This window comes from Demequina capsici (assembly GCF_032102965.1).
Classification (GTDB): domain Bacteria; phylum Actinomycetota; class Actinomycetes; order Actinomycetales; family Demequinaceae; genus Demequina; species Demequina capsici.
On the sequence record NZ_CP134880.1, the window covers coordinates 1734706 to 1753231 of the forward strand.

The 18526-nt window shown below is 70.1% G+C and carries 15 protein-coding genes; 3 read left to right on the forward strand and 12 right to left on the reverse strand.

Annotation, left to right across the window (positions count from 1 at the left end; all coding sequences use genetic code 11):
* Positions 1-28: 28 nt before the first annotated feature.
* From hisD to dnaE, 3 genes are all read right to left on the reverse strand, one after another.
* Complete coding sequence (hisD, locus tag RN607_RS08340) at positions 29-1351, reverse strand: histidinol dehydrogenase (RefSeq protein ID WP_313541823.1); 1323 nt, start codon at positions 1349-1351, stop codon at positions 29-31.
* 54 nt (positions 1352-1405) lie between these two features.
* Complete coding sequence (locus RN607_RS08345) at positions 1406-1795, reverse strand: DUF4260 family protein (protein WP_313496158.1); 390 nt, start codon at positions 1793-1795, stop codon at positions 1406-1408.
* 95 nt (positions 1796-1890) lie between these two features.
* Positions 1891-5430, reverse strand: coding sequence for a DNA polymerase III subunit alpha (gene dnaE, locus RN607_RS08350; protein WP_313496159.1), 3540 nt, complete (start codon positions 5428-5430; stop codon positions 1891-1893).
* Positions 5431-5557: 127 nt separating this feature from the next.
* Here dnaE and hrpA point away from each other — a divergent pair, with 127 nt between their 5' ends.
* From hrpA to RN607_RS08365, 3 genes are all read left to right on the forward strand, one after another.
* Positions 5558-9898, forward strand: coding sequence for an ATP-dependent RNA helicase HrpA (hrpA, locus tag RN607_RS08355; protein ID WP_376784143.1), 4341 nt, complete (start codon positions 5558-5560; stop codon positions 9896-9898).
* 59 nt (positions 9899-9957) lie between these two features.
* Entirely contained in the window at positions 9958-10536 is a 579-nt protein-coding gene (locus RN607_RS08360; protein ID WP_313496163.1) for a TetR/AcrR family transcriptional regulator, read from the forward strand.
* Between the two features lie 68 nt (positions 10537-10604).
* Entirely contained in the window at positions 10605-11555 is a 951-nt protein-coding gene (locus RN607_RS08365) for an alpha/beta hydrolase (RefSeq protein WP_313541828.1), read from the forward strand.
* A gap of 13 nt (positions 11556-11568) precedes the next feature.
* On the opposite strand, the gene RN607_RS08370 is transcribed toward RN607_RS08365, so the two are convergent.
* The 9 genes from RN607_RS08370 to ftsZ form a co-directional block, all read right to left on the reverse strand.
* Positions 11569-12078, reverse strand: a complete 510-nt coding sequence (locus RN607_RS08370; RefSeq protein WP_313541831.1) for a GNAT family N-acetyltransferase — start codon at positions 12076-12078, stop codon at positions 11569-11571.
* 1 nt (position 12079) lies between these two features.
* Complete coding sequence (locus tag RN607_RS08375; protein ID WP_313496169.1) at positions 12080-12997, reverse strand: RluA family pseudouridine synthase; 918 nt, start codon at positions 12995-12997, stop codon at positions 12080-12082.
* On the reverse strand, positions 12990-13508 hold the full coding sequence (gene lspA, locus RN607_RS08380) for a signal peptidase II (RefSeq protein WP_313541834.1): 519 nt from the start codon (positions 13506-13508) through the stop codon (positions 12990-12992). Before lspA ends, RN607_RS08375 begins: the two co-directional genes overlap by 8 nt.
* Positions 13505-13957, reverse strand: coding sequence for a TraR/DksA family transcriptional regulator (locus RN607_RS08385; protein ID WP_313496173.1), 453 nt, complete (start codon positions 13955-13957; stop codon positions 13505-13507). Before RN607_RS08385 ends, lspA begins: the two co-directional genes overlap by 4 nt.
* Before the next feature lie 189 nt (positions 13958-14146).
* Positions 14147-15559 carry a DivIVA domain-containing protein gene (locus RN607_RS08390; protein ID WP_313541836.1) on the reverse strand — a complete coding sequence of 471 codons (1413 nt, stop codon included), beginning with the start codon at positions 15557-15559 and terminating at the stop codon, positions 14147-14149.
* Positions 15560-15670: 111 nt separating this feature from the next.
* A complete protein-coding gene (locus RN607_RS08395) occupies positions 15671-15958 on the reverse strand; it encodes a YggT family protein (RefSeq protein ID WP_313496177.1) in 288 nt (95 codons plus the stop codon).
* Positions 15959-16007: 49 nt separating this feature from the next.
* Entirely contained in the window at positions 16008-16493 is a 486-nt protein-coding gene (locus tag RN607_RS08400; protein ID WP_313496179.1) for a cell division protein SepF, read from the reverse strand.
* A gap of 62 nt (positions 16494-16555) precedes the next feature.
* Positions 16556-17302: a purine nucleoside phosphorylase YfiH/LACC1 family protein gene (locus RN607_RS08405; RefSeq protein ID WP_313541839.1), complete on the reverse strand. Its 747-nt coding sequence runs from the start codon at positions 17300-17302 to the stop codon at positions 16556-16558.
* A gap of 7 nt (positions 17303-17309) precedes the next feature.
* On the reverse strand, positions 17310-18473 hold the full coding sequence (ftsZ, locus tag RN607_RS08410; protein WP_313496183.1) for a cell division protein FtsZ: 1164 nt from the start codon (positions 18471-18473) through the stop codon (positions 17310-17312).
* Positions 18474-18526: the final 53 nt, after the last annotated feature.

The following is an 18526-nucleotide window of genomic DNA, read 5'->3' on the forward strand; positions in this document are numbered from 1 at the left end:
CGCCGTAGGGAGCCCGCCACAAGCGAGGTCAGCGGCGCTCAAGCCTCGCAGCGATGGCCTCGCCGTGCGCGGGAAGATCCTCTGCGTTCGCGAGCGCGACCACCTTCGCCCCGACGGCCGCCAGAGCCTCCGCGTCGTACTCGATGACCGACACCGCCTTGAGGAAGCTCGTGACGTTGAGACCCGAGGCGAACCGTGCGGTGCCGCCCGTGGGCAGCACGTGGTTGGAACCCGCGAGGTAGTCGCCGAGCGGGACCGGGCTGTGCGCACCCACGAAGATCGCGCCCGCATTGCGGATCCGGCCCGCGACCTCGCGCGCGTCCCGCGTGTGGATCTCCAGGTGCTCGGCACCGTACGCGTCGGCCACCAGGATCGACTGGTCCAGGCTTCCGGTGAGGATCACGGCGCTCTGCACGCCTGTCAGCGCCTCCTTGGTGCGCGCCACATGCTTCGTCGCCTCCGCGCGCCGCAGCAACGCCTGCTCCACACGTTCGGCCAGGTCCTCGTCGTCGGTGATGAGCACCGAGCCCGCCATCGGGTCGTGCTCGGCCTGGCTGAGCAGATCGGCCGCCACCAGGTCCGCGTCCGCCGAGTCGTCGGCAATGATCGCGATCTCCGTGGGCCCAGCCTCCGAGTCGATGCCGACGACGCCGTTGACCGCCCGCTTCGCGGCGGCCACGTACACGTTGCCGGGGCCCGTGATGACGTCGACCGGTTCGCACAGGACACCGCCGTCGTCCGCTGCGGCTCCATAGGCGAGCATGCCGATCGCCTGGGCGCCTCCCACTGCGTAGACCTCGTCGATGCCCAGCAGCGCGCATGCGGCGAGGATCGTCGGGTGCACCGAGCCGCCGAACTCACGCTGCGGGGGGCTCGTGACGGCGATCGCCGTGACCCCCGCCGCCTGCGCGGCCACGACGTTCATGACGACGGAGCTCGGGTACACCGCCAGCCCGCCCGGCACATAGAGACCCACACGTGCCACGGGGATCCACTTCTGCGACACCGTCGCGCCCGGCGCCAGCTGCACGGACACGGGCGGCGGCACGGTCGCCACATGGAATGCGCGTACCCGGACGATCGCCTCCTCGAGCCCATCGCGCACGGCAGGGTCGAGCGTCGCGAGCGCCGACTCGATCTGCGCCGAAGGCACGCGCAGGGACTCGGGCACGGCGCCGTCGAAGCGCTCGCCGTACTCGCGCAGCGCGGTCTCACCTCGCTCGCGGACGTCCGCGAGGATCGGCTCCACGGTACGCAGCGCCGCCGCCACGTCGACCTCGGCCCGAGGGACCACCTCGAGCAGCTCTCGAGCGGTGAGGTCACGGTCGCGCAGATCGATACGGCTCAGCATGCGACCAGCCTAATGGCGCGCGGTGCCCCGCCCTGCGGGACCCGACGCCTGAGGTCAGCCCTCGGGGCGTCCACGCCCGATCCAGCCCAGGTGGGTGTGCTGGAACGAATCATCGTGCTTGAGCCCGTACCCGAGCGCGCGATCGACACCCACGTGGAAGAACCATGAGACGGCGATGAGGAGCAGCCAGCGGGACCAGCTGGACGCGTCCCAGCCGTGGACCGTCACGCCCCAGAGAAGCAGCAGCGACGGCAGAGCGTATGCGTGCACCAGGTTGTAGACGAAGGCGCCCACGCGGGTGCCCGCCACGTACCCCAGCGCACTGAGGTCGTACACGAGGAACAGCACCAGCGGCCACCACCATCCGCCGAGCGCGAGCGCGCCCGCGAGCGCGACGAGGGCGATCACCGCGCCTTCGGCGCGCTGCCAGAGCTCCGGGGTCACGGTACGACGCTACCGGGCAGACGCGGCCGCGCGGCCGCTGGAACGAGGCCGACGCGCCGCCGAGGTCCGCGACCATCCACCCCGATCGAGGAGCATCAGGCGAGGCAGCCGGGGCCCAGCACCGCCTTCAGGTCACCGTAGAGCGCGCTCGAGCGCGAGACACGGTACTGGTCGGCCACGGCCACCGTCACCGGGTCGCCCGATCCTGTGAGGACCAGCTTCACCTCGATTCCGCCGGGGTGCGAGGTGAGGATGGACCTCACCTCCTCGACGACGGGTGGCGTGGCGCGCACGGCCGGCAACGTGATGACCAGCGGCGACATGTCCTGGACCTGCAGGTTGGGGACCCTGAGCTCGACGGCCGAGTACTGCATGCCTCCGTCGCCGCGCTCGCGGGCCCGTGCCTTGATGACCAGCACCGCGTCGTCCGAGAGGTCCCTGGCGTATGTCTCGTAGGTCTTGCCGAAGAACGAGATCTCCGTCTCACCCGACAAGTCCTCGAGGGTGACGATCGCGTAGGCGTTGCCTGACTTGGCGATGCGGCGGTCGACCCTGGTGAGCAGGCCCGCGAAGGTCACCTGGTCGCCGTCGGAGACTCCATGCGCGGGGGTCGCGGTGAGGATCTGATGCGACGCCTCGGAGCGTAGGACGTTCTCCAGCCCCGACAGCGGATGGTCGGACACGTAGAGCCCGAGCATGTCCCGCTCGAGGTTGAGCAGCGTCTTCTTGTCCCACTCGTCGATCGGCGGCACCACGACCGAGACACCGCCGCCCAGCTCCTCATCCATTCCGAAGAGGTCGAACTGGCCGGTGGCCTCCTGGCGCTTGACGCCCACCACGGAGTCGATGGCCTGCTCATGCACGGCGTTGAGGGAGCGCCGAGTGTGGCCTAGGGAGTCGAACGCGCCGGCCTTGATCAGCGAGTCGATGGTGCGCTTGTTGCACACCGCCGCAGGGACCTTGTCGAGGAAGTCGGAGAAGGACGTGAACCGGCCCTTCTCCTCGCGGGCCTTGACGATCTCGGCGACGACGTTCGCGCCGACGTTGCGCACGGCGGCCATGCCGAAGCGGATGTCGCTGCCCACCGCGGAGAAGAACGCACGCGACTCGTTGACGTCGGGGGTGAGCACGCTGATGCCCATGCGACGACATTCGGCCAGGTAGAGGGCCGACTTGTCCTTGTCGGTGCCGACCGACGTGAGCAGCGCCGCCATGTACTCGGTCGGGTAGTGCGCCTTGAGGTACGCGGTCCAGAAGGACAGGACGCCGTACGCAGCGGTGTGGGCCTTGTTGAAGGCGTAGTCCGCGAACGGCAGCATGGTCTCCCACAACGCGTTGATCGCCTCGAGGGAGTAGCCGCGTTCGAGCGCACCGTTCTTGAAGGGCTCGAACTCCTTGTCGAGGATCTCCTTCTTCTTCTTGCCCATCGCGCGACGCAGCAGGTCTGCGGCGCCCAGGGTGTAGCCGGCGACGATCTGCGCGATGCGCTGCACCTGCTCCTGGTACACGATGAGGCCGTAGGTGATGCCCAGGACCTCCTTGAGCGGCTCGTCGAGCTCCGGATGGATCGGGGCGATCTGCTGGCGGCCGTTCTTGCGCTCGGCGTAGTTGGTGTGGGAGTTCATGCCCATCGGGCCTGGACGGTAGAGCGCCAGGACGGCGGAGATGTCCTCGAAGGTGTCCGGGCGCATCTGGCGCAGCAGCGAGCGCATCGCCAGGCCGTCGAGCTGGAACACGCCCAGCGTGTCGCCGCTCTGCAGCAGCCGGAAGGTGCCCTCGTCCTCGAGCGGCAGATCCTCGAGGACCAGCGGGTCCTTGCCGTTGTCGACGATGTTGTCGAGCGCGTCGTCCAGGATCGTGAGGTTGCGCAGGCCGAGGAAGTCCATCTTGACCAGGCCGAGGGTCTCGCACGTCGGGTAGTCGAACTGGGTGATGATCGCGCCGTCCTGCTCGCGGCGCATGATCGGGATGATGTCGATCAGCGGGTGCGAGGACATGATGACGCCCGCGGCGTGCACGCCCCACTGGCGCTTCAGGCTCTCGAGGCCCTGTGCGAGCTCCATCACGTCGCGCGCCTCGGGGTCCGACTCGAGCAGCGCACGGAAGTCGGCGCCTTCGTGGTAGCGCGGGTGCTTCTCGTCGTGGACGGCGCCGAGCGGCATGTCCTTGCCCATGATGGCGTCGGGGTACGCCTTGGTCAGCTGCTCGCCCACCGCATACGGCTTGCCGAGCACGCGAGCGCCATCCTTCAGGGCCTGCTTGGCCTTGATGGTGCCGTAGGTGACGATCATCGACACCTTGTCCTCGCCGTACTTGTCGGTGACGTAGTGGATCACCTCGGCGCGCCGACGCTCGTCGAAGTCGACGTCGAAGTCGGGCTTGGACTCGCGCTCGGGGTTGAGGAAGCGCTCGAAGTACAGCTGGTGGACCAGCGGGTCGAGGTCGGTGATCCTCATGGCGTAGGCCGCCATGGAGCCCGCACCGGAGCCGCGTCCGGGACCCACGCGGATGCCCTGCGACTTGGCCCACTTGATGAAGTCCGCGACCACGAGGAAGTAGCCGGGGTAGCCCTTGCCCGCGATGACCTCGATCTCGAAGTTCGCGCGCTCCTGCACTGCGGAGGGGATCGACTCGCCGTAGCGCTCGTGGAGGCCACGCTGGACCTCCTTGACGAACCACGAGTGCTCGTCCTCGCCCGGAGGGCAGTCGTAGACGGGCATGTAGTCGGCCTTGGTGTCGAACGCGACCTCGCAGCGCTCGGCGATGGCGAGCGTGTTCGTGAGCGCCTCGGGGTGACGGTCTCCCCAGAGGTCCCACATCTCCTCGGCGGACTTCACGTAGTAGCCGTCGCCGGAGAACGCGAAGCGCTTGCCTCCCTGGTCGTACGTCGGCTCGTTGAGGTTGGAGCCGGACTGGATGCAGAGCAGCGCCTCATGCGCCTTGGAGTCCTCGCGACGCGTGTAGTGAAGGTCGTTCGTCGCCACCAGCGGCGCGCCGATCGCCTTGGAGATGCGCACCAGGTCCTCGTAGACGCGCGTCTCGATCGACAGCCCATGGTCCATGAGCTCGACGAAGTAGTTCTCCTTGCCGAAGATGTCCTGGAACTCGGCCGCAGCCTTGAGCGCCTCGTCGTACTGACCCAGGCGGAGCCTCGTCTGCACCTCGCCTGACGGGCAGCCGGTGGTGGCGATGATGCCCTTGCTGAAGCGCTGGAGCAGGTCGCGGTCCATGCGCGCCTTGAAGAAGTGGCCCTCGAGGCTGGCGTAGGACGCGAGGCGGAAGAGGTTGTGCATGCCTGCCGTGCTCTCGGCCCACATGGTGGCGTGGGTGTAGGCGCCGCCCGACGAGACGTCGTCGCCTTCCTGGCCCCGCTCGCCCCAGCGCACCCGGGAGCGGTCTCCCCTGGCGGTGCCCGGCGTGAGGTACGCCTCGATGCCGATGATCGGCTTCACACCGGCCGCGGTCGCCTTGTTCCAGAACTCGTAGGCGCCGAAGAGGTAGCCGTGGTCGGTGATGGCGACGGCGTTCTGCCCGAGGCTCTTGACCTCGGTCATCAGGTCGCCGATGCGGGCCGCGCCGTCCAGCATCGAGTACTCGGTATGGACATGAAGATGGTTGAACTCCCGAGCCGGCATGGGGACGATTCTAGGCCGCGGCTACGACACGGAGAGCGACGGACCCGCCGCCGACCGGTCCGACCCGGTGAACCCGGTGACGGGTCCGCGGGGCGCGTGCGCGAGTCGCCCCCGGCTCCTTGGGACAATGGTGCACGTGACCGACGATCAGCCCCGCGACAGCGCTCCCCGACGCCGCCGCGGCGAGGGCGGCGACAGGACCGCGCCCGACCGCCGATCACGCGGCCGCGGCCGTCGAGACCGGCAGGGCCCGCCCCGCCAGCCTCGCGTGGATCCTCGCATGCTCGCGGCGGCCGCCCAGGCCCGATCCGCCGTCGAGGTGCCGACGATCGCCTACCCCGAGGAGCTGCCCGTCAGCGCCCGCCGCGAGGACATCGCCAAGGCCATCGCGGAGCACCAGGTCGTGATCGTCGCCGGCGAGACGGGCTCGGGCAAGACGACCCAGCTGCCCAAGATCTGCCTGGAGCTGGGGCGCGGCCGCGCCGGCCAGATCGGCCACACCCAGCCACGCCGCATCGCGGCCCGCTCCGTCGCGGAGCGCATCGCCGAGGAGATCGGCACGCCGCTCGGTGGGATCGTCGGCTACCAGGTGCGATTCACCGACGAGTCGTCGCCGGAGACGCTCGTACGTGTCATGACCGACGGCGTCCTGCTGGCCCAGATCCAGCGCGACCCCGAGCTGCGCGCCTACGACACCCTCATCATCGACGAGGCGCACGAGCGCAGCCTCAACATCGACTTCCTGCTCGGCTACCTGACCAACCTGCTGCCGCGCCGTCCCGACCTCAAGGTCATCATCACGTCGGCCACGATCGACTCGCAGCGTTTCGCACGGCACTTCGCCCCGGGAGGTCCGCTCCCGTACGAGCCCCCGGACGACGCGCTCGGCCAGGTCGACGCGGCCGTCGCCCCGGCACCGTCCACCAGCGCAGCTAGGGACGATGTGCCCGTCGCCCCCGTCGTCGAGGTCACGGGACGCACCTATCCGGTCGACATCCTCTACCGCCCGCTCGAAGGAGCGACCAAGGGTGACGAGAAGGACCTCGTCACCGGCATCGTCGACGCCTGCGACGAGCTGATGACGTGGGGCGACGGAGACATCCTCGTGTTCCTCTCTGGCGAGCGGGAGATCCGCGACGCCGCCGATGCGCTCGAGGGCCACTACGGCGACCGCGTCCGCAACCCGCGGCACCCGCGCCGTATCGAGGTGCTGCCGCTGTACAGCCGCCTCACCGCCGCCGAGCAGCACCGGGTCTTCGAGCGCCACACCGCGCGCCGCATCGTCCTGTCCACCAACGTCGCCGAGACCTCCCTGACGGTGCCAGGGATCCACTACGTGGTGGACCCGGGCACGGCACGCATCTCCCGGTACTCGAAGGCGACCAAGGTGCAGCGCCTGCCGATCGAGCCCATCTCGCAGGCGAGCGCGAACCAGCGCTCAGGCCGCGCGGGACGTCTTGCCGACGGCATCGCGATCCGCCTGTACTCGCAGGAAGACTTCGAATCGCGGCCGCGCTTCACCGAGCCCGAGATCCTGCGCACCTCGCTCGCGTCGGTGCTGCTGCAGATGATCAGCGTCGGCGTGGTCTCCTCCCCCGAGGACATGGCGTCGTTCCCGTTCGTGGAGCCGCCCGACACGCGCGCGATCAGGGACGGCATGAACCTGCTCGCGGAGCTCGGCGCGATCAGCCAGCGAGACGGCGGCACCCGCCTGACCGAGACCGGTCGCGCCCTGGCGCGGCTGCCCATGGATCCGCGCCAGGCCCGCATGATCGTCGAGGCGGCGAAGCACGGCGTCGCGCACGAGGTGGCGGTGATCGCGGCCGCCATGTCCATCCAGGATCCCCGCGAGCGCCCTAGCGAGAACCGCGAGGCCGCCGACCTCATGCATCGGCGCTTCGCCGACCCCTCGTCGGACCTGCTGTCCTACCTCAACCTGTGGGAGCACCTCCGCGAGCGCCGCCGCGAGCTCTCCGGCAGCGCGTTCAGGCGCCTGGTCAAGGCCGAGCACCTCCACTACCTCCGCGTGCGGGAATGGCAGGACGTGGTCCAGCAGATCCGCGAGGCGTCCAAGCAGCTCGGCATCGCCATGCAGTCGGGCAAGCCGCAGCGGGCGACCGTCGAGAGCGACGAGAAGGCGACGGGCGCGCTCCGCCACGTCTGGAACGAGGAGGCGATCCACCGGTCGGTGCTGGCGGGCCTGCTGTCCCAGATCGGCATGCAGGAGACCATCGACGTCAAGGCGTCGGAGTTCAGCCACCTCACGGGCGACAAGCGTCAGGCGGCGATCCGCAAGGCCCGCAAGCGCGCGTCGAACGAGTACCTGGGCTCCCGCGGCGTGCGGTTCGCCATCAATCCCGGCTCCCCGCTGTCCAAGAGGCCGCCCGAGTTCGTCATGGCTGCGGAGATCGTCGAGACGAACCGCCTGTGGGCCCGCGATGTGGCAAGCATCAAGCCCGAATGGGCAGAGGAGCTCGCGGGCGAGCTCGCCAAGCACACGTACTCGGACCCTCACTGGTCCACGAAGCAGGGCGCCGCGATGGCGCACGAGAAGGTCCTGCTGTACGGCGTGCCGATCATCGCCGACCGCACGATCCTGTGGGGGCGCATCCGGCCCGCCGAGGCCCGCGACATGTTCCTGCGCCACGCGCTCGTGCAAGGAGAGTGGACCACCCACCACCTGTTCTGGAAGGACAACCAGCGGCTGCTCGCCGAGCTCGAGGAGGTCGAGGCGCGGTCCCGCACCCGCGGCCTGATCGCCGACGAGGAGACGCTGTTCGACTTCTACGACGAGCGCGTGCCGGACTCCGTGGTCAGCGCCCGGCACTTCGACCGCTGGTGGAAGGACGCCTCACGGTCCACGCCCGACCTGCTCACCCTGCGGCGCGCCGACCTGTTGCCGCCCGAAGCAGATGTGGACCTGGATCAGTTCCCCGACGCTTGGCCACAGGGCGAGCTCACGCTCCCGCTCCAGTACGCGTTCGACCCTGGTGCGTCGCACGACGGGGTGAGCGTGCGGATCCCGCTCGCACTGCTCCCCCGCGTGGTCCCCGACGGCTTCGACTGGCTCGTGCCCGGACTGCTCGACGAGCTGACCACCGAGACGATCCGCGCGCTGCCCAAGGCCGTGCGGCGTCGGCTGGTCCCAGCCCCCGACACCGCGCGCGACGTCGTCGCCTGGCTGGACCGCGCGACCCCCGCGTGGGCCGACATGGCGCGCGCAGGCGACATGGCCGAGCCGTTCCGCACCGCCTTCACGCGCGCGATCAAGGCCACCAAGGACGTGGACATCCCCGACGACGCCTGGCTCGAGGTCGACGGCCGCCTGCCGTCCCACCTGCGCGTCACCTTCGAGGCGGTCGAGGGCACGCGGACCGTGTCGTCGTCCACCGATCTCATCGGGCTCCAGCGGGAGCTCGCACCCAGGACCGAGGCAGCGGTACGCCGCGCCGTCGCCCAGCCCCGCCCGTCGTCGCGGGACCGCAAGGGCGACCAGCACGCCAAGCCGAGCCCCGCAGACCTCACCCCCGCCGTGCCGACCACTCTCCCCGAGCAGGAGGGTCTCACCACCTGGCCGACGCTGCCCGGCGGGTCGCTTCCCGACCATGTCGAGGGCGTCGTCGGCGGGGTCGCGGTCCGCGGGTACCCCGCGATCGTCGCGGAGAAGGGCCCGCGCGCGTCGCTGCGGGTGCTGCCCGACGCGCTCGCGCGCGACGCCGCGCATCCGGCCGGCGTGCGCCGCCTGCTGCTCGCGGACGTGGGCCTGCAGACAGGTCGCGTCACCTCACGCTGGACGTCCCGCGAGTCGCTGCTGCTCGCCTCGGCCCCGTACCGGACCACCGACGCGCTCGTCGACGACCTGCAGCTGGCTGCCGTCACCGCCCTCACGTCCCCCGGCTCCGGCACCGAGATCGACGCTGCGACGATCCGCAGCGCCGACGCGTATGCCGCCGCGCGCGCCGTGGTCCGCGAGAGGCTCGAGGACCAGGTGCAGGCGATTGTCGGCCTCGCCCTTCCTGTGCTGGAAGCCGCCCGCGACCTCGACTCCGCGCTCCGCTCGTCCACGTCGATGGCGCTCCTGAACGTGCTCGCCGAGCTGCGTGCCCAGTCCGCCGACCTCGTGTCCGACGGCTTCATCGGCCGCACCCCGCTGACACGGCTACGGCACGTGACCCGCTATCTCAAGGCCGCGAAGGTGCGTCTGGACAAGGCTGCCGGCGCATCGGCCCGCGACACGGAGCTCGCATGGAAGGTGCGCGCGGTCGCCGACGAGTACGCCGCGGTGCGCACCGCGGTCGAGTCCGGGCGGACCGACCTCGCACGCGCGGCGCAGGTGGACGAGGTGCGGTGGATGATCGAGGAGTACCGGGTCTCGCTGTTCGCGCAGCAGCTCGGCACGGACGGACCCGTGTCGGACAAGCGGATCCGGAAGGCGCTGGCAGAGGTCTCCGCGGGCGCGACGCGATAGTGTCGGCTGTCGCGGCGTCATCGCCGTGATCACGCCACGACGATGCGAGGGGAGGCGCGGTGCCCAAGATCGACGCGGCGACGGTCGCCGAGCACAGCGCGGCGCGGCGCGCCGCGCTTCTCGAAGCGGCGGTCCAGCTCCTCCACGAGCGTCCCGACGCCGTTCCTCCGCTCGGGGAGGTCGGCCGACGCGCAGGGTTGTCGCGGTCGAGCGTGTACCACTACTTCGCCTCCAGCGAGGATCTGCTGACGGCCGTGGTCGCGGAGACCTTCCCGCGGTGGCAGCGCCGTTTCGACAGCGCGTATGCCGGCCTGACGGACCCCGCCGACGTCGTCAGGACGTACGCCAGGGAGAACCTCGCCATGGTGGCCGACGGCGAGCACGCGCTCGCCAGGGCTCTCACCACGGTGGTGCCCGGCGACGAGATCGCGGCCCGCTCCGCGCACTTCCACGCGACGCTCGTCGCGCCCCTGACGCGCGCGGTCGCCGACCTCGGCGACCCGACGCCCGAGCTCACAAGCGAGCTGATCAACGGCGTGATCCTCGCCGGCGCCCGTCGGCTCGAGGCCGGCGACGCACTCGCGACCGTGCTGCCTGCCGTGGAGCGCATGCTCGGCCCGTACCTCGCTCGCCTCTGAACGCCATGAGCCGCGGCACCGCTGTGACAGGATCCTGACAATGGAGGACGGACCCTTGGAGGACCACCGTGACTGACCCGCAGAAGGAGAGCACGCCTGCCTGGCTCCTGTGGACCGAGCGGGCGCTCGCCGCCGCAGCGCTGTTCGTGGTCGCCTGGGTGCTGGCCACGTCGTGGGGCGGCATCATGCACAGCCACCCCGCCTACCTGCTCCTGCTCATCGGAACCGTGCTCGTCGCAGTGGTCGCGGGAGTCGCGACCCTCCTGTGGCGCCGCCGCAGCCACCGCGGCTGGCGTCGCATCCTCCGCATCATCGGTGCGGTCGTCGGGCTCGGATGGATCGCGCTGATCGCATGGCTGTGCCCGTTCAGCGCCATGGAGCCGGCGCTCACCGCGATGGAGTCCGACGACGCGGTCACGGTCACGGAGACGCCCACCCTCATCACGTTCGCGCCCTCGAGCGGGGCTAGCGATGTCGCGCTCGCGTTCGAGCCGGGCGCACGGGTAGACCCCCGTGCGTACGCCGCCGTGCTGCGCCCGCTTGCCGAGGCCGGTCACACCGTCGTCATCATCAAGCAGCCGCTCGGCATCGGCTTCCTCGCTCTCGGGAGCTTCGACGCGGCCAAGGAGCAGGATCCCACCGCAACGTGGGCGATCGGCGGGCACTCGCTGGGCGGGACCGTCGCCGCGATGGAGGCCGAGAACGCGGCCGACACCCCCGTCGGCCTCCTCTTCTACGCCTCATACCCCGCAGGCGACATGAGCGCCTTCCCCGGCTCCGTGCTGTCGATCTCCGGCTCGAACGACGGCCTCGCGACCCCGGCGAAGATCGAGGCCTCGGTCGCCGACCTGCCTGGTACCGCGAAGTTCATCGTCATCCAAGGCGGCACCCACGCGCAGTTCGGCGCGTACGGCGCGCAGCCGGGGGACGGCGCGCCCACCATCACCGCCGACGACGCGCGCGAGCAGATCACGGCCCACACGCTCGACTGGCTCGACTCGCTGGCGCCGTCGCGCTGAGCCGCCGCTCGCGCTAAGGGCGCGGCTCAGCGGTCACGATGCGGTACGCGTCCTGATGCCAGACATGCTCGTCGAGGTACGAGTCCCCGAACGGCATGTAGCCCAAGCGCCGGTAGAACGGCATCGCCTGGCGCTGCGCGCTCACCTCGACCCGTACGCGACCATCGACGCCGAACCGCGCCAACGCCTGGTCCTCGAGCAGCTCCATGAGCGCACGGCCGCCCCCGGTCCCCCGCGCCGCCCAGAGCACGACGACCCGCCCGATGTGCGGCACCTCGGGATCCATGCCCCCGATGCCACCGTCCATCCCATGGGAGACGTCCGATCCCGGCGCGACAAGCCGCGCCGTGCCGACCGGGCTGCCCGAATCGTCCACGAGCAGCGCATGCAGGGTGCGCGGGTCGTCATCGATACGATCACGCTCACCCTCGGCGTCGAAGCCTTGCTCGCCCACGAAGACGGCCATGCGCAATCCGATCGCCTGCTCCAGCTGCTCCCCCGTGGTCACCGGGAACACGTGCATCTCAACCTCTCAGGATCTGCAGCGCGGCTGCGAGGTCATCCGGGTACGCGGACACGACCCGCACCTCGTCCCCGGTGACCGGGTGCGCGAAGGCGAGCTCGTGCGCATGAAGCCACTGCCGGGACAGGCCCACCTTCTTGGCGAGAACAGGGTCCGCGCCGTACGTGAGGTCACCCACCAGAGGATGCCTCATCGCCTGCATGTGCACCCGGATCTGATGGGTGCGACCGGTCTCCAGGTGGATCTCGAGCAGCGAGGCCGCCGGGAACATCTCCAGCACCTCGTAATGGGTGATCGACGCCTTGCCGCCCTCGACCACAGCGAACTTCCAGTCCGACGTGGGGTGACGCCCGATGGGCGCGTCGATCGTGCCGACGGTGGGATCCAGGTGACCTTGCGCGACCGCGTGGTAGATCTTCTCGACCGTGCGCTCCTTGAACGCCCTCTTCAGCGCGCTGTACGCGGTGACGGACTTGGCGACGACCATGAGCCCAGACGTGCCGACGTCAAGCCGATGGACGACGCCCTTGCGCTCCGCGGGGCCCGCGTCGGCGAGCGTGACGCCAGCGGAGGCAAGGCCTCCGACGACCGTGGGACCCGTCCAGCCTGGCGACGCGTGAGCGGCCACCCCCACCGGCTTGTCCACGACCACAAGATCCGCATCCTCGTACACGAGGGTCAGCCCGCCGGGGATCTCAGGCTCCGGCGCCGGCTCGCGCTGATCGGGGATCGTCACGGCGAGCACGCCGTCGTGCACGCGGTCGGACTTGCCGAGCACTCGACCATCGAGCAGCGCGCCGCCTGCCTCGAGAAGCTCGGCCGTCCTGGTGCGCGACATGCCCAGCATGCGCGCGAGGGCGGCGTCGGCGCGCTCCCCCACGACCGCGTCGGGCACCGGCAGGTAGCGGGTGTCAGACACCGTGCGCCGACTGCTCAGGCGCAGGACCGCCAGGAGCGCCCTCATGCGCCAGGAGACGCCTGCCCATCAGACCCGCGACCACAGCCCACACCGCGGCGCCCACGATGGCGATGTCCGCGACGTTGCCGATGAAGAAGTCGCCGTAGTTGATGAAGTCGACCACATGGCCCTGGCCGAACGAGGGCTCACGGAACAGGCGATCGATCAGGTTGCCGACCGCACCTCCCAGGCCCAGGCCGAGCAGCACGGCAGCCCACGGAGCGGAGGCGCGTCGGCCGTACCAGAGGATGCCCGCCGTCAGCCCGAGTGCGACGACGGTGAGGATCCACGTGGAGGAGTTGCCGAACGAGAACGCGGCACCCGAGTTGAAGACCAGCTGAAGCGACAGCAGCTCACCCACGAGCGGATGCCGCGCACCTGGTTCCAGCGCGGACAACGCCCACTGCTTGGTGGCCTGGTCGACCGCCACCGTGAGGATCGCGGCCAGCCAGAAGGCTGGCCGCCAGCTCAACGACGCTCCTCGCGCTGCTTGCAGACGACGCAGTGCGTGGCGCGCGGGAAGGCCTGCAGGCGCGCCTTGCCGATGCCGTTGCCGCACACCTGGCACGCGCCGAACGTACCGGCCTTGATGCGACGCAGCGCGTCGACGCTCTGCTCGAGCATCTCGCGCGTGTTGTTGACGATCGACATCTCCTGCTCGCGCTCCAGGGCGGTCGAGCCGGCGTCGGCCTGATCGTCGCCGGCGCCGTCGGAGGTGTGCAGAAGGTCGTCGAGCTCGGTCTCCGTGTCACGGAACTCCTCGAGCAGACGAGCGACGTCCGAGTTGAGGAGCACCACGATGTCGCGGAGCTCGGAGACCTTCCACGGCTCGTCGCCCTCCCGCACCGCCAGCGCCTTCGCAGCGGCGGGCTTGATGTCGGCCGGGTCGATCTCGATGATCGTCACGTCCGTGCTGGTCATGACACACCTCTTCTCGGTAGTGACGTGAGAGTAGTCCGGTTTCACGTCTCAGGCAAAGCGCGACGCGCCGTCTCAGCCGTCGGCGTACATCCTGCCATGGCGTCCCGACCCCTGGTGCCAGGCGACACGCTCCGAGCGCGACGAGGGCCGGGCGTCTCCGCCCGGCCCTCATCGTCACCTGTGCTCAGGTCAGCTGTTGTCGTCCTTCGGGGCGACATCGCCGAAGATCGAGCGGATGTCGTAGATGTCGGACTTCGGCGACTCCTCCTCGCCCTCTCCGGAGGCCGCGGACGGGACCGAGGCAGCAGAGGCGGGCGACGCCTGGGAGAACGCCTGCGTCGTCGGTGCCCACAAGGGGGTCGCCTGCGTGACGGGCGCTTCGTAGCGTGGGGGCTCCGGGAAGGCCTGCGCCTCGGCAGCAGGCGCCGCCTCCTGCGGAGTGGATGCCTCGGGCGTGTACGGTGACGCGACCTGAGGCGCGTACGGAGACCCTGCCTGCGGCGCTGCAGCACCGAACAGCGACGGACGTGCGGGGGCGGCCGGGGCCGCCTCCACGACGGCCGGGGACTCGCCCGACGGGGCCTGCGCCTCATCGGGTGCGGCGAACACACGCGGCTGATACGGCGCGGGCGCCGCGAACGAGGCCGCAGGCGGCTGATAAGCCACAGGCTCCGGCTCGACCGCCTCGGGCGAAGGAGCGCTGACGTCCTGCGGTGCGCTGGGCATCGCGGCCGACCATGCGGGCGCGGCAGGCTCCTCGACGGGTGCCTCGTCGGCCTCGTCGACAGCACCATCGAAGGGCGTGGCAGGCGCAGGCTCGAACGGCGTCACGGGCGCCGGGGCGTAGACGTACGGCGACTCCTCGACGTCAGCGGCGGGCTCGAATGCCTCGTCGCCCTCGGGCTCGACGTCGTCCTGTGCAGCCTCCTCGGCCGACGCGTCGGGCAGCTCTCCCACAGTGTCCTCGCCGACGCCGAGCGCAGCCTCCTCCGACGCTGCTGCGGCGACCACGGCCTCCATGCCCGCGACCGACGCGAACGCAGGTCCGGACGCGGCGACCCCGGTGGGAACGCCGCCGTGGTCCAGGTCGCCCAGAAGGTTCTCGAGGTACGTCTTCAGACGAGCGCGGTAGTCGCGCTCGAAGCGCCGCAGGTCATCGATCTTGCGCTCCACCGACGAACGCTCGTGCGCGAGCTGATCCATCCGGGTGGACGCGTCGGACTCGGCGTGACGGACGATCTCCTCCGCCTTGGCCCGCGCGTCGTCGATGATGCGGTCGCGTTCCTCCTCGCCGGCACGGACGTACTCGTCCTGCAGCTTCTGCGCCATCGCCACCATCTCGGTGCCGCCGACCTGGCCGGGGTCCGTCGCCGCCTCGAGCAACGATCCCGGCTGCTCGACCGGCACGGCCGGGAGCACGGGTCCCGCCGCCTGCGCCGCCGACAGCCGCTGCGCGAGGTCGTCGCGCTCGGCCGTCAGGACGGAGATCGTGTGCGCGACCTCGTCGAGGAAGTCGTCGACCTCATCCTGGTCGAACCCCTCCCGGTACTTCGTCTTCGAGAACGCCTTGTTCAGGACGTCCTCAGCGGTCAGCAAAGCCATGGGTTACCACCTCGCTGCGTCCGGTCGAACCGGACGTGTCGTTTCGGTCACTCTACTCACTTACGTATCGGCCTGCACTTGAGTTCCGCGGTCCGCCCCACCGCGATCGCCTCAAGACAGCCCCTGGAACACAGCCATCAGGATGTAGCAGGCGAAGAACAGGATGATGACGGCCAGGTCGAATCGGATCTGACCGATCGTGATCGGCGGGATGATCGACCTGAGCACGCGGATCGGCGGATCCGTGACGCTGTAGATCGACTCGACGATCACGAGGGACGCGCCGCTGGGCCGCCAGTCGCGCGCGAACATCTGCACCCAGCTGAGCACCACCCGTCCCAGCAGGAAGAGCAGGAACAGGAAGACGACGAAGTACAGCGCCTGGAAGATGATGCTCACGCGACGAGCCTAACCGACGGCACGTGGACCGCGGTCGTCACGACGATGATCAAGCCTGGTCGTAGAAGGACTGCTGCGCCTGGTGCTGCTCGTCGTCCAGACCGATCTCGACATGCGCAGGCGAGAGCAGGAAGACGGACGTGGTGACGCGCTCGATCGAGCCGTGAAGGCCGAACGACAGACCCGCGGAGAAGTCGACGAGCCGCTTCGCGTCCGCGTCCGACATCTCGGTCAGGTTCATGATCACCGGCACGCCCTCGCGGAACGCCTCGCCGATCAGGCGCGCGTCGTTGTACGACCGCGGCTTGATGGTCTGGATGCGGCGCAGGTCCGAAGGCTGGACAGGCCGCGGCGCGTGGTGCGCGGTGCGCACGGAGCCCGTGTGAGCGGAGCTCTTGCGTGCGGCCTGCTCACGCGCCTCGGACACGTCGTGCAGGTTGGTCACCGGGGCCAGCTCGTCCTCGGCGTAGTCGTAGTCCTCGTGCTCGCTCACGTCGAAGCCGAGGTACTGGATCGCCTTGCGCAGAGCGCTCATCGGCGTGCCCCTCTCACCTGGTGGTGGTACTTGCTCATCGGTGTCAACGGTAAGTCGAGGGCTCATACGCCACCGGGACCGACACGCCGACCCGGCCCCTCGCAGACGATCACTCCTGCATGGCGCCCTGTGGGGGCGCCTCGGCGATGCGAGAAGTACCGTTCGTCCTCGAGGGTGCAGCGGAGGTGACGCACGATCGGGTCGATCCCGAGCTCGGCGAGCCGGGTCTCGATCGCGCGGGGGATGTCGAGCGACGGAGTGCCCGTACGGGTCGACGACACGGCGACGGGGTGGCGGGATCCGACCCGCGCGCGCATGGCCTCCGGCACCTCGTAGCAGGCACCGCAGATCGCCGGTCCGATCGCGGCGGACATCCCCGCCGTGCCACGCCGTCGGGGTCTCAGGTCGAGCATCGCCGCCACCGCAGCGTCGACGACGCCGCGGTACAGGCCCTCACGGCCGGCGTGCACGGCCGCGACAGCACCGGTCACCTCGTCATGGAGCAGCACCGGCACGCAGTCCGCGGCGATCGCGCCCAGGGCGATACCCGGGGTCGTCGTGAGCAGGACGTCTGCGATCGGCGGGTCCTCGGTGGGCTCATCGATCCTGGCCACGGCGATGCCGTGCTCTGCACGCAGGAAGGTCACCAGCGCTCCCGCTGCGTCCGCGACGACCAGGCGGTTGCGCGCCACATCGTCAGGATCGTCGCCCACGTGGGTCGCGATGTTGAGCGACGAGTACGGGCCGGACGAGCAGCCGCCTGCGCGGTCGGTGAAGAACGACCTGACACGCAGGCCAGCATCGAGCACGCGCGAGCTACCGCAGGAAGTCGGGGACGTCCAGCTCCTCGACGGCGGCGACCCTGGGCGCCACCTCGATGGCGTCCGTCGTCGGCTCGGCCTCGTCGTCGATCACGGTGGGGAGCACGGGGCGCTCGACGGGCGCCGAGACGGGGTCTGCGGCCACCGCGGCAGGCGCCGGCCGCGCGTTCTCGTACCCGGCGACCGCGGTGTCGTGCTGACGGTACGGCGGCGCGCCGCCGTCGAAGCCTGCGGCGATCACGGTGATACGGAGCTCGTCGCCGAGCGAGTCGTCGATCACCGTACCGAAGATGATGTTCGCCTCCGCGTGAGCGGCCTCGCGCACCAGACGCGCCGCCGACTCGACCTCCTTGATGCCCAGGTTCGAGCCGCCGGAGATCGACAGGAGCACGCCGTGCGCGCCCTCGATGGACGCCTCGAGGAGCGGCGAGGAGATCGCGCCCTCGGCGGCCTCGAGCGCACGGCCCTCGCCGCGCGCGGACGCGACTCCCATGAGCGCGGTGCCCGCGCCCTGCATCACGGACTTGACGTCGTTGAAGTCGACGTTGATGAGACCGGGCGTGGTGATCAGATCCGTGATGCCCTGGACTCCGCCCTGCAGCACCTGGTCTGCGGCGGCGAAGGCGCCCAGCACGCTCAGCTGCGCGTCGGAGATGTCGAGCAGACGGTCGTTCGGGATGACGATGAGCGTGTCGACCTCCTGGCGGAGAGTCATGATGCCGTTGTCGGCCTGGTCCGCGCGGCGGCGGCCCTCGAAGCCGAACGGCCGCGTGACGACCCCGACGGTGAGGGCGCCGAGCGTCCGCGCGATCCTCGCCACGACGGGGGCGCCGCCGGTGCCGGTGCCGCCGCCCTCGCCTGCCGTGACGAACACCATGTCGGCGCCCTTGAGCGCCTCGGTGATCTCATCCTCGTGGTCCTCGGCTGCCTGACGTCCCACCTCGGGGTCGGCTCCGGCGCCGAGGCCGCGGGTGAGCTCGCGCCCGATGTCGAGCTTCACGTCGGCATCGGACATGAGGAGCGCCTGCGCGTCGGTGTTGATCGCGATGAACTCTGCGCCCTTGAGGCCGACGTCGATCATGCGGTTCACAGCGTTGACGCCGCCGCCGCCGACGCCGACGACCTTGATGTTGGTGATGTAGTTCTGCGGTGCGGCCATGGGTGCCTCCCCTTTTAACATTAACCTTCAACTTGAGGGTTATAGTTATGTCA